At 60.9% G+C, this 14,099-nt stretch carries 10 protein-coding genes; 4 read left to right on the top strand and 6 right to left on the bottom strand.

Annotated features, from left to right (window positions below):
- Positions 1–39: 39 nt before the first annotated feature.
- Positions 40–1,359, bottom strand: coding sequence for an NAD(P)H-dependent oxidoreductase (locus tag ACIQWS_RS12295; protein WP_403177274.1), 1,320 nt, complete (start codon positions 1,357–1,359; stop codon positions 40–42).
- 176 nt (positions 1,360–1,535) lie between these two features.
- On the opposite strand from ACIQWS_RS12295, the gene ACIQWS_RS12300 reads away from it, so the two are divergent.
- Positions 1,536–2,207, top strand: coding sequence for an HAD family hydrolase (locus tag ACIQWS_RS12300; RefSeq protein ID WP_403177276.1), 672 nt, complete (start codon positions 1,536–1,538; stop codon positions 2,205–2,207).
- Positions 2,208–2,276: 69 nt separating this feature from the next.
- On the opposite strand, the gene ACIQWS_RS12305 is transcribed toward ACIQWS_RS12300, so the two are convergent.
- The 3 genes from ACIQWS_RS12305 to ACIQWS_RS12315 all read right to left on the bottom strand — a co-directional run bounded on the left by ACIQWS_RS12305 (position 2,277) and on the right by ACIQWS_RS12315 (position 4,055).
- A complete protein-coding gene (locus ACIQWS_RS12305) occupies positions 2,277–3,008 on the bottom strand; it encodes an SIMPL domain-containing protein (protein WP_403177279.1) in 732 nt (243 codons plus the stop codon).
- A 111-nt stretch (positions 3,009–3,119) separates the two neighbouring features.
- Positions 3,120–3,473 carry an antifreeze protein gene (locus ACIQWS_RS12310; protein ID WP_346306722.1) on the bottom strand — a complete coding sequence of 118 codons (354 nt, stop codon included), beginning with the start codon at positions 3,471–3,473 and terminating at the stop codon, positions 3,120–3,122.
- Positions 3,474–3,590: 117 nt separating this feature from the next.
- Entirely contained in the window at positions 3,591–4,055 is a 465-nt protein-coding gene (locus ACIQWS_RS12315; protein WP_346306723.1) for a YcgN family cysteine cluster protein, read from the bottom strand.
- A gap of 263 nt (positions 4,056–4,318) precedes the next feature.
- On the opposite strand from ACIQWS_RS12315, the gene ACIQWS_RS12320 reads away from it, so the two are divergent.
- Together ACIQWS_RS12320 and ACIQWS_RS12325 are read left to right on the top strand one after the other, a co-directional pair.
- On the top strand, positions 4,319–6,643 hold the full coding sequence (locus tag ACIQWS_RS12320; protein WP_403177289.1) for an OmpA family protein: 2,325 nt from the start codon (positions 4,319–4,321) through the stop codon (positions 6,641–6,643).
- Positions 6,644–6,773: 130 nt separating this feature from the next.
- The gene (locus tag ACIQWS_RS12325) at positions 6,774–7,298 is read left to right on the top strand and encodes a TIGR00645 family protein (RefSeq protein WP_403177294.1); all 525 of its coding nucleotides are present in this window, start codon (positions 6,774–6,776) and stop codon (positions 7,296–7,298) included.
- Positions 7,299–7,439: 141 nt separating this feature from the next.
- Here the strand turns inward: ACIQWS_RS12325 and rpoD are convergent, their stop codons facing one another.
- Positions 7,440–9,464, bottom strand: coding sequence for an RNA polymerase sigma factor RpoD (rpoD, locus tag ACIQWS_RS12330; RefSeq protein WP_105732097.1), 2,025 nt, complete (start codon positions 9,462–9,464; stop codon positions 7,440–7,442).
- A gap of 305 nt (positions 9,465–9,769) precedes the next feature.
- Positions 9,770–11,740, bottom strand: a complete 1,971-nt coding sequence (gene dnaG, locus ACIQWS_RS12335; RefSeq protein ID WP_403177299.1) for a DNA primase — start codon at positions 11,738–11,740, stop codon at positions 9,770–9,772.
- A gap of 383 nt (positions 11,741–12,123) precedes the next feature.
- On the opposite strand from dnaG, the gene ACIQWS_RS12340 reads away from it, so the two are divergent.
- The gene (locus ACIQWS_RS12340) at positions 12,124–13,794 is read left to right on the top strand and encodes a Na/Pi cotransporter family protein (protein ID WP_288193545.1); all 1,671 of its coding nucleotides are present in this window, start codon (positions 12,124–12,126) and stop codon (positions 13,792–13,794) included.
- The last annotated feature ends 305 nt before the right edge of the window (positions 13,795–14,099 follow it).

The raw sequence follows: 14,099 nt of genomic DNA on the forward strand, positions 1-14,099 counted from the left end.
ACTCCTTAGCTGTTTGCCCTGAATTCTGGTTGCCGGACGTCACGCGCCATAGACGAGCTTGTCCTGCCGCTTCCGCAGTTCGACGATCTTCGAGCCGGGGATGGGGGCGGCATTGGCGCTGGTGATGAGTGCACCCTTGGCGATGGGCGCCGTCACCGTGCCGCCCTGCAACAGGCCGCAGGGAATGGCTCCGGCGGCACGCGCCTCCGGCGCCGTCATGATCCAGGCGCGGTAGCAATATTCGCCGATCGCATCGAGCGTGTCGCCGACCTTCAGGTCCTTCTTCGCCACCGCGCAGACTTCCGCCACCGGTTTCGCCAGAGGCACCATGTCGGCCTTGCCGTAGAGCACGACGCGCGCGCAGGTCAGCGGCACTTCCAGCGAGGTCAGGTGATAGGGCCGGTGGAAGGTGAAATACGGGCCCTTGCCCATCTTCAGATCCTCCATCCGCTCCGAAATGCGCGGATGCGACATGTCGGCGACCACGAACACACCCGGCGCCACGCCCTTGCCGATGGAATAGTCGACGACGCCGACGCGCGACAACAGCCCGCCATCCCTCTGCGGAATCAGCGTCTTGTTGAGCTGGTCCAGCGTGGCGGCGGGGCCGTGCATGCCGGCCTTGTCGGGGACAAGCCCCGTCGCATTGGCGATCGCCGCCATTTCCACCATGGTCTTCGAGCCGTCGACGAATTCCACCAGCATGCGCACATTCATGTGGCGGCGTGCCGCCTCTTCCTGGTAATCGTCGGGAATGGCGTCGATGTTGAGCGGGTTGTTCTTGCCCTTGCCGGCGGCAACGATCGGATGGCCCATGGCCGAGACGAACTCGATCAGCTCCATGCAGGAGGACGGCTCGTCGCCGGCGCCCAGCGAATAGGTGACGCCAAGGCGGTCCGCCTCGCTTTTCAGATACGCCCCGATGGTCACATCCGCCTCGACATTCATCATGACGAGGTGCTTGCCGTGCTCCATGGCTCTGAGGCCGATCTCGGCCCCGACCGCCGGAACGCCCGTCGCATCGATCACCACGTCGATCAGGCCATTTTCGAGGATGAGGTCGGCATTGTCGGTGACGGCGATCTTGCCGCCCTCCATCGCCGCGGTCAGGGCCGAGGCGGTGGTCACTTCCTTGGCATGGCCGGGCTCCTGGTAGGCGATATCGACGGCTTTCAGCGCATTGGGCAGGTTCAGTTCGGAAATCGCGCCGATCTCGACGCCGGGCATATGCGCCACCCGCGTGACGATGTCCGTGCCCATCTCGCCCGAGCCGATCAGCCCGATGCGGATCGGACGACCCGCATCCGCCCGCGCCTGCATGTCCCGCGCCAATCCCGTCAATGCCACATTGCTCGCCATACCAAAATGCTCCTCAAAAGGCTTCCGATGCGATGCCGGAAACCATTCTTATCCTGCCAATCGAATATTGAACATTTGTATTTTAGTCAAGACCTATGTGCATTATAAGGATGATAACGATGATCCCGTAACTACTGCGTCGACCCATGGAACGCAGGCTTTGAAGAGAGATGGAAATGCCGCAAAACAGGTTCGATCTGATAGTTTTTGATTGCGATGGCGTGCTTGTGGACAGCGAGCCGCTGGCGGAACTGGCCTATCACAACGTCTATGCCAGCCATGGAATGGACCTGCCCGCAGGCACCATTGCCCAGTGCGTCGGCATGAAGCAGGCCGATATCATCCGGCGAATCGGCGAGCTGACCGGCTTTCACCTGTCCGACGCGGGTGAAGCCGGGCTGTGGCCCGAGACAAAACAGGTCTTCAGCCAGTTCCTGCAGCCGACCGCCGGCATCGCCGCCCTGCTCGCGGACTTGGAAACGCCCCGCTGCGTTGCCTCGTCATCGTCGCTGGAGCGCATTCACTTCAGCCTGAAAACCACGAACCTTGCCGGATATTTTGGCGACGCGATCTACAGCTCGTCCATGGTCAAGCGCGGCAAGCCCGCCCCGGACCTGTTCCTGCATGCGGCGAGCGAGATGGGCCACGAACCATCGGCCTGCGTTGTCATCGAGGATTCGCCCTATGGTGTCGAAGGCGCCGTGGCGGCGGGCATGACGGCCATCGGCTATACCGGCGGCGGCCACACCTACACGGCCCACGCCCAGACCCTGCTCGACAAGGGCGCCAGCGCCGTCTTCGCCGACTGGAAGGATATTTCCTATTGGATGCGCGCCGCCAACGATTGACCGGCAGCGTGCACGTAAAAACAAAAAGGGTGCCGTGGGGCACCCTTTTCGCTTGGTTTCAAGCCAATTCTAGTTCTTCAGCTCGAACGTCACATTGACCGTGACATTGTAGCTGTTCTCGCCGGCAGCCACCGGGACCGAATCGGATGCTTCGGCCGCCATCATCTTGGCGCGCGGTGCACCGCCATAGGGGCGCGGCTGGAACGTCTGTTCGCTGATCTCGATGACCTTGCCGACTTCAACGCCCGCCGCAGCCGTCAGGGTTTTCGCCTTGGCAATGGCATTGGCCACGGCCTTCTTGCGCGCTTCCTCGACGATTGCCTCCGGCTTGTCATTGGTGAATGTCAGGTTGCCGCCCTGGTTGACGCCCAATGTGACGGACTGATCGAGAATCTCGCCGACCTTCTTCAGGTCACGCACCCGCACGGACAGCGAATTGGAGACGGCATAGCCGACGATCTTCGGTGCCTGCGGCGGCTGGCCCTGCTTGTTGTCCGGATAGACATAGCGCGGATCGATATTGAAACCGGATGTCTGCAGGTCGCGCTCGGCGATTCCGGCCTTCTTCATCGCGTCGAGAACCTTGGCCATGGTCTCGTTGTTGGCGGTCAAAGCTTCCCGTGCGGTCGGCTTTTCCTGCAGCACGACGAGTGAAACGATAGCCATGTCAGGCGCGGCAGTGGCTTCGCCTTCCCCGGTCACCGTAATGCGCGGGCGCGGTGTCTCATCTGCCATGGCAGCGAACGGAACGGCCATCATTGCGGTTGCGGCAAAAGCCACGGCTAGAAATTTTGGTGTCATGGATGATCTCCCCAAGATGAAGTGACACAGCTGCGTCGCAGCCGATTATGGGCGCAATAGGGCGAAAGATACAACTTTCGCCCTACGCGTGCATTACGTGTGCGGATGAATTCAGCGGATGATCGGGCAGCCCGGTGCGCGGGCAAAGACAACCGCCGAGCGATGACCATAGCGCCAGCCGGTGACGCGGACCGCATTGCGGTTCACAACCGCGCGCGGGTTGCGGATACCCATGCGGCTTGCCTTGTTCAGGGCCTGGTTGACGCTGCAGGCGCGGACGGGACGATAGCCGCCATGATAGCGGTGACCGTAGCGATGATCGACCTTGACGACATTGGACACCGGACCGGCGGCGTCAGCCATGGACGATGCCACCGGCGCTGCCGAGGCGGCACTCACGCCGAACACCGAACCGAGCCCGAGAGCGGCGGTCACAGCGAGCATCTTGATGGACATGCGGGACATGGGCGTTTCTCCTTTGTTGGTTGTTGCTCCGGACGGGAAAGTCCGGAAGGTGACCGTTTGTTCCACTATTCACCTGAACAAAGCTTCAACGCGCCGTTCATCTCCCGTTCAGTAGGATTAATTTTCCGAAGACGGCGATTCCGCCATCATCATATGGTCGAAATAATCTTCGTCCGTTTTCAGGTCATGATCATAGGCGGTGATCTTGCCGCGCACCGAAATACCCGCCTCGTGCACGGTGTCCGCGCTGCCCGAAACCAGCGGATGCCACCAGTACAGGTCTTTTCCCTCGTCGATCAGACGATAGCCGCAGGTATCGGGCAGCCAGTCCACCTCACGCACGATTTCCGGGGTCAGGAAGACGCAATCGGGAACTTTCTTCTTGCGGTGCACATAATCCGAACACTGGCAGGTCCCCGCATCGAGCAGGGTGCAGGCCACCGTGGTAAAATAGATTTCTTCCGTGTCTTCGTCCTCGAGCTTGTGCAGGCAGCAGCGGCCGCACCCGTCACACAGGCTCTCCCACTCCGAGCGGTTCAGCTCGTCGAGCGTCTTGGTTTTCCAGAATGGTTCCTTGGGCATGCGTTGCAATACATCGACCGCAACGCCGCGTCCAGAGTTTTGCATGAACGCAAGATGAACGGTGCCTTCACATCGGATACAGGCGCACCCGTGCAATCTTGCTGTAATCGGATTCAGGCAGGATCACACATGTACCGGTGTGAGGCTCAAGGAATCTGGTGAGAAGACCGCGATGGACAATCGGCTGCCACAAAGCTGGCACAACCTCCGGTCACAAACATTTGACGTGTTTCCAAGGAAGGAAACGCAAGACAGGGATGACAATGAAACGTACAGCGCTCTTTTTTGCTTCGACAGCAATTCTGTTCTCCTCGCCCTCGGCGATGGCGGAGCAGTCGCCTCTCCCTCGCCCCTACATCTCCTCCAACACCAATGAAGCACCGCTGCTGATGGCGCAAGCCGCAGCCGATCCGGCTGCCGAGCTGGCGAAAAAGCAGCAGGAAGAAGCGCAAAAGGCAGCGGAGCACGAAGCCGCCGCCCGCGCCGAAGAGGCAAAGCAACGCGCTGAAAAGGAGGCTGCTGCCGCCGCCCACGCCCAGCAGCAGGCGGAAGAACAGGCCAAGAAGCGCGCCGACGAGGCAGCGCACGCCGCCGAAGCACAGGCAGCCGAACGCGCCCAGGAGGCCAAGCGTGCCGCCCAGGAAGAAGCGCAGAAGGCGGCCGAGCAGCAGAAGGCCGTAGAAGCCCAGGCCAAGCAGAAAGCGGCAGAGGAGGCACAGGCTGCCAAGGCCGCCGAAAAGGCCGCCGCCCAGGAAGCCGAACAGGCCAAGCGCGCCACCCAGGCCGAGGCACAGAAAGCCGCCGAACAGCAGAAAGCCGTGGAAGCAGAGGCCAAGCAAAAGGCCGCTGCGGATGCGCAGGCTGCCAAGGCTGCTGCTGCGCAAGAGGCTGAACAGGCCAAGAAGGCGGCAGAAGACGAGACGCGCAAGAAGGCCGACGCCGCCCAGAAGGCAGCCGACAAGGCCGCCAAGGAAGCCCCGGCCGCCGAACAGCCCGCCGAAAAACCGGCACAGCCCAAGCCGCAGAAGCCAGCACCGGAACAACCCGCCGCTGAAAAGCCTGCGCCGGTCACTGAACCCGCAGCGGCCGAAAAGCCGGCCAAGCCCGTCGAAGCCCAGAAGCCGGCTGCCGAACAGCCTGCGCCTGCAAAACCCGCCGCTGAAAAACCCGCGCCGGTCACTGAACCCGCAGCGGCCGAAAAGCCGGCCAAACCCGTCGAAGCCCAGAAGCCGGCTGCCGAACAGCCTGCACCTGCAAAACCCGCCGCTGAAAAACCCGCGCCGGTCACTGAACCGGCAGCAGGCGAAAAGCCGGCCAAACCCGTCGAAGCCCAGAAGCCGGCTGCCGAACAACCTGCGGCTGCAAAACCCGCCGCCGAAAAACCCGCGCCGGTCACCGAACCCGCAGCAGGCGAAAAGCCCGCAACCCCTGTCGAGGCTGGAAAACCCGCATCGAAGGAACCATCGCCGCTGCCGGAAAATGCCGCGCCGGTGCTCGACAGCCAGAAACCCGCACCGCCGGCCAAGGGCACGGGCGGCCAGGCCGCCGGCAAGCCGGCCGGTGCAACGCCGGTTGTCCAGCAGCCCGCCGTTCAGGCCCCGGCCACGCCGCCCGCACCGCCGCCGAAGAACGATGCGGACGTGCAGAAGGCGCTTGTCCCGGTCAGGATCGAGCCCATCCGCACCGAGGAAGGCACCCGCGTCAAGCAGGCGCCGCGCGAGGAGCGCCCGGCCGACGTGCAGGTGATCAAGCAAATCGACAATCGCACGATCGTCGAAGTCAACAACAACATCTTCGTGGAAAGCTCCGATCGTCCGCGCATGTCGCGCGATGCGCAGGATGTCTATTATGAGAACCTGCCGCGCAACCGCACCCGCGAAACCATCGTGCGCGACAATGGCGTCCAGGTCGTCACGATCCGCAACCGCTATGGCGATGTGATCCAGCGGTCGCGCGTCATGCCAGACGGGCGTGAGGTTCTGCTGAGCTACACGCCGGATTACGACCGCGAGGAACGCTATCAGTGGCGTGATCCCGGCCTTGACCTGCCGCCGCTGGTGCTCGATATCCCGATTGCCGACTACATCCTCGATGCCGATCAGGTGCCGGAAGCCGATGTCTATGACTTCTTCTCCCGCCCGCCGGTGGAACGCGTCGAACGCATCTATTCGGTCGACGAGGTCAAGCGCTCGGCCCGTATCCGCGACAAGGTCCGCCGCATCGATCTGGACACCATCACCTTCAAGTTCGGTTCGGCCGATATCACCGAAGACCAGATCCCGCATCTCGACAGCGTTGCCAAGGCGATGGCCGAGATCCTCAAGAAGAACCCGGCGGAAACCTTCCTCATCGAAGGCCATACGGACGCCGTCGGTTCCGATCAGGCCAACCTCGTGCTGTCGGACAAGCGGGCTGAATCGGTTGCCCAGGCGCTGACCAATGTCTTCGGCATCCCGCCGGAAAACATGGCGACGCAGGGCTACGGCGAACGCTACCTGAAGATCAAGACCGACGGTCCCGAACAGCAGAACCGCCGCGTCGCCATCCGCCGCATCACCCCGCTGGTGCAGCCGCTGGCCAGCAAATAGCCTGATCCGCAGGCCGTCATGCGAAAACCCGGACTTCGGTCCGGGTTTTTTGTGATGGCCGGTGGTTTTGTCTTGAGTTCGCCGGCCGCATCGCTATCTGATGCATGAGATCAATCGGACCCTGTTGTTTATGAAACGCATCGAAATATTCATCGAAAACATCATCCTGGCGTCGCGCTGGCTGCTTGTTGTTTTCTACCTTGGGCTTGCCGTTGCGCTTGCCATCTATGCCTTTTCCTTTGCCGGAAAGCTGCTGGATTTCGTCATGAAGGTGACGAGCCTCGACGAAACCGAAACGATCCTGAAAATGCTGGGATTGATCGATGCGGCGCTGGTCGCCAGCCTCGTGGTGATGGTCATCATCTCCGGCTATGAAAACTTCGTCAGCCGCTTTGACCAGGCCGATGACGTGCACTGGCTCGGCACGATCGATGCCGGTTCGCTCAAGATCAAGGTGGCATCGACCATCGTCGCCATCTCGTCGATCCATCTTCTGCAGGTGTTCCTCAACCTGACGAAATATACGACCGAACAGCTGACATGGTTCACGGTGATCCACCTCGCCTTCGTCTTCTCCGCGCTGTTCCTTGCCTATATCGACAAGATCATGGCCAAGGACAAAGGCGCGAAGAAATCGAACGAGCCGTCCATCTGAACCGAATGAAACAAAGAGCCCGGATTTTCCGGGCTTTTTCTTTTCCGGCCCGCGCCCTTCCGGCGATGGCTGGTCCCGCAAAGCAAAACGGGATGGGTTTTCACCCATCCCGTTTGCATTTCTAGCACATTTGCCCGTAGCTTAACTGTCGAGGAAGCTGCGCAGCTTGCGCGAGCGGCTCGGATGCTTGAGCTTGCGCAACGCCTTGGCTTCGATCTGGCGGATACGCTCGCGCGTCACCGAGAACTGCTGGCCGACTTCCTCAAGCGTGTGGTCGGTGTTCATGCCGATGCCGAAGCGCATGCGCAGCACGCGTTCCTCACGCGGCGTCAGTGAAGCGAGAACCCGGGTCGTCGTGTCGCGCAGATTGGCCTGGATGGCCGCATCGATCGGCAGAAGCGCATTCTTGTCCTCGATGAAATCGCCGAGATGTGAATCCTCTTCGTCACCGACCGGTGTTTCCAGCGAAATCGGTTCCTTGGCGATCTTCAGCACCTTGCGCACTTTTTCCAGCGGCATGGCCAGCTTTTCCGCCAGTTCTTCCGGCGTCGGTTCACGGCCGATTTCATGCAGCATCTGGCGCGATGTCCGGACGATCTTGTTGATCGTTTCGATCATGTGCACCGGAATGCGGATGGTGCGCGCCTGATCGGCGATCGAACGGGTGATCGCCTGACGAATCCACCAGGTCGCGTAGGTCGAGAACTTGTAACCACGGCGGTACTCGAACTTGTCGACCGCCTTCATCAGGCCGATATTGCCTTCCTGAATGAGATCGAGGAACTGCAGGCCGCGGTTGGTGTACTTCTTGGCGATGGAAATCACGAGACGCAAATTGGCCTCGACCATTTCCTTCTTGGCAAGAGCCGCTTCGCGCTCGCCCTTCTGCACCTGGTTGACGATGCGGCGGAATTCCGAAATCGAGATCGCAGTTTCCTGCGCCATGTTCTGGATTTCCGTGCGCAGGTTCTTGATCGTGTCTTTTTCGTTCTTGGTGAACTCTTTCCAGCCCCGCGTGGTGAGGTTGGAAACGGCCTTCAGCCAGTTCGGATCAAGCTCGTTGCCCTGATATTCCTTGAGGAAGTCCTCGCGGCGCACGCCATAGGATTCGGCAAGACGCAGGAGACGACCTTCGTTCTGCACCAGACGCTTGTTGATGTCGTAGAGCTGGGCAACCAGCGCTTCGATACGGTTCTGGTTCAGCGACAGCGACTTCACCGCCTTGATCAGCTGATCCTTCAGTTCCTTGTAGCGGCGTTCCTGGCTTGGCGACAGCGAACCGGAGGCAGCGAGGCGGTTTTCCACCTGCTGGTCCTGCAGCTTGCGCAGCTTCTTGTAGGTGTCGGCGATGACGTCGAGCGTTTCCATGACCTGCGGACGCAGCTCGGCTTCCATCGCGGCGAGCGACAGATTGGCTTCATCATCCTCGTCATCATCGTCTTCAACGGGCGTATCGCCGCCGACATTGGTAATGTCGTCGTCGTCGCGGCGGCTGCGCGAACGGTCATTGCCGGCGGCCGGCTTTTCTTCCTCGACGCGCTCGATCACCGGAGCCTGCTTGGCCTCAGGGCCCGCATAGGTGGTTTCAAGGTCGATGATTTCGCGCAGCAGAATCTGCGAGTCGTTCAAGGCATCGCGCCAGATGATGATGGCCTGGAAGGTCAGCGGGCTTTCGCACAGCCCGGAAATCATCGTCTCGCGCCCGGCCTCGATGCGCTTGGCGATGGCGATTTCGCCTTCGCGCGACAGAAGCTCGACAGTGCCCATCTCGCGCAGATACATGCGCACGGGGTCGTCTGTGCGGTCGGTCGGCTCTTTCTTGGTCGTGGTCGGTGCAACGGCGGTGCCGGTTGCGTCGGCAAGCTCGCGGGCATCGCTCTCGTCGTCGCTGTTGTCAGCTTCTTCGGCGTCCGCATCCTGCTCGTCATCTTCGACAACGTTGATACCCATGTCACTGAGCATGGCCATCGTGTCTTCGATCTGTTCGGAAGTGACCTCTTCGGACGGCAGAACGGCATTGAGCTCGTCCATCGTCACATAGCCGCGCTTTTTGGCGAGCTTGATCATCTTCTTGACAGCGTCATCGGAAAGGTCGAGAAGCGGTCCGTCCGGCGCGCCTTCGCGCTCGACTTCTACTTCTTCGTTTTCCTTTGCTTTCGTTGCCATATTCTATGTCTCCAAGCGACGTTTCGCTTTGTTCATGCATGGGAACTAACGAGTGCGGTGGCGCACCGGTTCCCCTGCAGCGTCAAGGTAATAAATGATCGACTAGCCGAAATCCCGTTAATGCCGGATTAACCTTGTTATTCCGATGGCGAGCACATTGTATATTTGCCGTATTTGCCGGTTTTTCAGCCAAACCTACAAACATCAACCCAATATTTTCAATTCCGCGCAATCTGATTCCGTCATTATTGACCCACGTCAACCCCGACTCAACTGATTCGCGGCAAAAAAGCGAATCAATTTCGTCAAAAACCCTTTCCGGACCGTCCGGAGGGGATTCCAAAGCCCTCGATCAGTGCTTCCGTCGCCTGGGCGTTGCGGATGTCGTTCTGAATATCGAGCAGCCGGTTGAGGTTTTCGTCGGTCGTTTCCGTCGCCAACGCGGTTTCAGCTACTTTCAGCTCTTTATGTAGTGTGCTTGCGCGCTGATGCAAGTGAACGGCCTGCCGCAATGCTTCCAGCGCATCCTCTTCCGCCGCTTCCGCCGTCGCCGTCCACATGCGGGCGCGCCGCACGAGCGCCTCGAGCGCCTCGATCAACGTGCCGTGCCCGGCCTCGGCCATGGCCTTGCGCATTTCCAGCCCGTCCACCACGTGGTGCTCGGCCAGTGCATTGAGCATGGCGGAATGAAAGCGCTTCAGGTCCGGGTGGCTGAATTCCAGCCGCACCACCGTTTCGAAATCCTCTTCGATCAGCCGGGGATGGTTGAACAGGGTCATCAGGATGGCGGTCTCGCGCAGGGGCGGCGCCGCCGAGGTGGTCTTGACCAGCACCGAGCGGGCAAGACTGTCGGAAACGGCGAGCCGCCCCGAGGCCGCACCCCTGCCCCGCTGTCCATAGCCGTTCTGGTTGCCATAGCCATTCTGGCCGTTGCCGCGCTGGTCGCCGTCGCGCCGGTTGTTGTTGCTGCGCTGGTTCGAGCCGAAGAACTGCTGGATGCGGTCGCGCACATCCTGCGCATAGTGGCGGCGCACATTCTCGTCGGCAATCAGCGCCGTCATCTGCTTGAGCCGGGATTCCAGTTCGGCACGCCGTTCCGGCGTGTCGAAAACCCCGCCGCTGGTCTCGCGCGTCCACAGCATGTCGGCGAGTGGCCGGGCATCGTCCAGCACCGCCTGAAACGCCTGCGGGCCTGATGCCTTGACCAGATCGTCCGGGTCCTTGCCTTCCGGCAGCACGGCAAAGCGCAGCGACCGCCCCGGCTTCAGCGCCGGCATGGCGAGATCAATGGCGCGGTAGGCCGCCTTGATCCCGGCCTGATCGCCGTCGAAACACAGCACCGGTTCCGGCGACATGCGCCAGAGCAGATCGAGCTGGTCTTCCGTCAGCGCCGTGCCGAGCGGCGCGACCGCCTGGCCAAAGCCCGCCTGCGCCAGCGCAATCACATCCATATAGCCTTCGACCGCGATAACGGCCTTGGCGGCCTGCCCCGCCTGCGGCTGCGCGGCCCGCCGGGCACGCAGGGCGTTGAACAGCACCTTGCCCTTTTGAAACAGCTCGGTCTCGTTGGAATTGAGATATTTGGCCGGGGCATTGGGTGTGAGCGCTCGGCCGCCGAAAGCGATGACCCGCCCGCGCAGATCCTCGATCGGGAACATGATGCGGTCGCGGAAGCGGTCATAGGACACCGGCTTGTCGTCGCCATAGACCACGAGGCCGCAGGCCTCGATCTGCTCGCGTGTCGCGCCTTTCAGCGCCAGATGCTCCTTCAGCGCATTGCGGCTCTCCGGCGAATAACCCAGCCGGTAGGCATGCTGGGTGGTTGCCGACAGGCCGCGATCGCGCAGGTAGGCTCGAGCCTTGGCGCCCGCCGCCGACTGCAACTGCTCTTCGAAGAATTTCGTCGCCATGTCCATGACGTCATAAAGCGTGGCGCGCTTGGCCTCGCGCATTTCCATCTCGGCATCGCGCGCCGGCATGGGAATACCGGCCATATCTGCCACGCGCTGCACCGCCTCGGGAAAGCTCAGGCCCTCAAGCTCGGTGAGAAACTTGAAATGATCGCCCGTCACCCCGCAGCCGAAGCAGTGGTAGCGGCCCTTGCGGTCCTCGCAATGGAAACTCGGCGATTTCTCGCCATGGAACGGGCAGCACGCCCAGAAATCACCCTTCGGCGCGTTGGTTTTTTTCCGGTCGAACGACACCCGCGTGCCGATCACACTGGAAATCGGTACACGCTCCCTGATCTCATCGAGAAAGGATGGCGGAAATCGCATGCTGCTCTTCGTTCACTTCATCCGGCGATTCGGGGGCTCACGCCCTGAATGCCTCCATTTTCCACGGTTTCAACAGCTATCTGCAGAACCGGTTCCATATTGCATCATATCGGGGGGCGGTGAAAGGTCTGCAAGCCGGTCATCCCCCGCTCATCCTATCTTTTTGATTTAATTATCAGATCGGATATTAAAAAGCCGGCTCACCATTATCGGCATAGCCAAAGACTGTCATAAAACTGTTACACTTTGTCAAAAACGACATAATTTTTCTTAGCCGGAACATATTTTTTCCCCTTTTGGATTGATATGTTATCTTAATAATTGGCAACTAGAATTGGTCTGGTTGTATACCGCATTTTTCCACCTCGTTAGGATTGGCTCAAGTGAACGGTTCGACAGTTTTATTGCATCTCGCAGGTGCGGTGGCCCTTCTGCTGTGGGCCACGCGCATGGTTCGCACCGGTGTCGAGCGCGCCTATGGCGAGCGCATGCGCCAAAGCCTGCGCGGCGTGCTGCACAATCCCGTCCTTGCCGTCCTCTGGGGTACGATGCTTTCCATCGCCCTGCAGAGTTCGACGGCCGTCAGCCTGCTCGTCGGCTCCTTCGTCGGGTCCGGCATTGTCAGCGGCATTTCCGGGCTGATGGCGGTGCGCGGTGCCGAGGTCGGCTCGGCGCTCGTCGTGCTGATCCTGAGTTTCGACCTGACCCTGCTGGTGCCTCTGTGCCTGCTCGCCGGCACCGTCATCTTCATGTCGACCGAGCGCGGCGACTGGCGCCAGATCGGCCGCATTCTCGTCGGCATCGGCCTTCTCGTGCTGTCGCTCGAGATGACCGGCCAGGCCACCGAGCCGCTGCGCAACAGCGACCTCCTGCCTGTCATCGTCAGCTATCTGAGCACCGACCCGGTCACCGCCTTCATGCTGGCGGCGCTGATGACCTGGCTGTTCCATTCCAGCATCGCCGCCATCCTGCTGCTGGTCACCTTTGCCTCGCGCGGGCTGATCGATCCGGAACTCGGCGTCGTCATGGTGTTCGGCGTCAATCTCGGCTCGTCCTTCATCGCACCGCTGCTGACGCGCAATGCCGCGCCGCAGGCCCGGATCGTGCCGATGGGCAACCTGTTGATGCGCGGCGCCGGTTCGCTGGTGATCCTCATCGCCTACCTCACCTTCAAGCCGTCGGTGGCCTTCCTCGGTGCGGCGCCGGCCGACCAGATCATCCATGCGCATATCCTTTTCAACATTATCATCCTGCTCGCCGGCGTGCCGCTGTCGGGCCTTGTTCTGAAGGCCACCAAGGCCATCGTCGCGCTCAATGCCCCGGCGCCGCAAGCCCCGTCGCTGGAACAGGCGGAGCTCAGCGCGCTGGATGAAAGTGTGCTCGATGCACCGAGCCTTGCCCTTGCCAATGCCACCCGCGAGACCGTACGCGTCTGCGAAACCGTGGAAATCATGCTGCAGCGGATCATCGGGCTCTACGAGAATCCCGAGCAGGCGCGCATCGACGAATTGTCGGGCCTCGATGACAAGGTCGACCGCAAGCATGCCGCGATCAAGCTTTACCTGGCCAAGCTGACCACGCGCGCCCTGTCGCCGCAGGAAGTCAGCCGCGCCCAGGAACTGCTGGGCGCCTGCGTCAAGCTCGAACAGGTCGGCGACATCATCGTGCGCAACATGCTCGCGCTCGTGCAGAAGAAGATGGACCGCAAGCTGAAATTCACCGATGAGGGCTGGCTGGAACTCAGCAACTTCCACGCAAAGGTCCTGACCAATGCGCGCATGGCGTTCAACGTTCTGGTGTCGCGCGACAGCGAAATGGCGCACCAGCTGGTGCTGGAAAAGGATCTTCTGCGCGATCTGGAAAAGCAGAGCAGCCAGCGCCACTTCAGCCGCCTGCGCGAAGGGACGCTGCGCAGCCTGGAGACCAGCTCGATCCACCTCGATACCATCCGCGATCTGAAGCAGATCAACTCGCTGCTGGCCGCCATGGCCTATCCGGTGCTGGAGGAACAGGGCCTGCTCAACACGACCCGCCTGCGCGCGCTGAACAACTGATTTATTGGCGATAGGGCGCTGTTGGTTTGCAGAGATGACAGAAGCACGGTGCGTGGTTCGACAAGCTCACCATGAGGGAAGTGATTTGGTTGCAATGCCAATCACAAACGTTGCAGGATGTAACGCTCCGCAGCCCTCCACCTCCCTCATGGTGAGCTTGTCGAACCACGCACAATGGCTCTGCCATCCACCCATCAAACAAAAATCACGCCAACTTATCCACCACGTCCCAACCCGGGATATTCTCATCCCTGTCCTTTCCGGCGGGAATGCTTCCGGAAACCTTCGAAAGTCGGGAAAGGATC

Source organism: Phyllobacterium sp. NPDC097923 (genome assembly GCF_044760925.1).
Taxonomy (GTDB): Bacteria; Pseudomonadota; Alphaproteobacteria; order Rhizobiales; family Rhizobiaceae; genus Phyllobacterium; species Phyllobacterium calauticae.

Bases quoted from the DNA above. Each gene is read 5' to 3' on its own strand.
- ACIQWS_RS12320 (WP_403177289.1), top strand. From the start codon at position 4,319: ATGAAACGTACAGCGCTCTTTTTTGCTTCGACAGCAATTCTGTTCTCC.
- ACIQWS_RS12300 (WP_403177276.1), top strand. From the start codon at position 1,536: ATGCCGCAAAACAGGTTCGATCTGATAGTTTTTGATTGCGATGGCGTG.
- ACIQWS_RS12315 (WP_346306723.1), bottom strand. From the start codon at position 4,055: ATGCCCAAGGAACCATTCTGGAAAACCAAGACGCTCGACGAGCTGAAC.
- ACIQWS_RS12310 (WP_346306722.1), bottom strand. From the start codon at position 3,473: ATGTCCCGCATGTCCATCAAGATGCTCGCTGTGACCGCCGCTCTCGGG.
- ACIQWS_RS12325 (WP_403177294.1), top strand. From the start codon at position 6,774: ATGAAACGCATCGAAATATTCATCGAAAACATCATCCTGGCGTCGCGC.
- rpoD (WP_105732097.1), bottom strand. From the start codon at position 9,464: ATGGCAACGAAAGCAAAGGAAAACGAAGAAGTAGAAGTCGAGCGCGAA.
- ACIQWS_RS12295 (WP_403177274.1), bottom strand. From the start codon at position 1,359: ATGGCGAGCAATGTGGCATTGACGGGATTGGCGCGGGACATGCAGGCG.
- dnaG (WP_403177299.1), bottom strand. From the start codon at position 11,740: ATGCGATTTCCGCCATCCTTTCTCGATGAGATCAGGGAGCGTGTACCG.
- ACIQWS_RS12305 (WP_403177279.1), bottom strand. From the start codon at position 3,008: ATGACACCAAAATTTCTAGCCGTGGCTTTTGCCGCAACCGCAATGATG.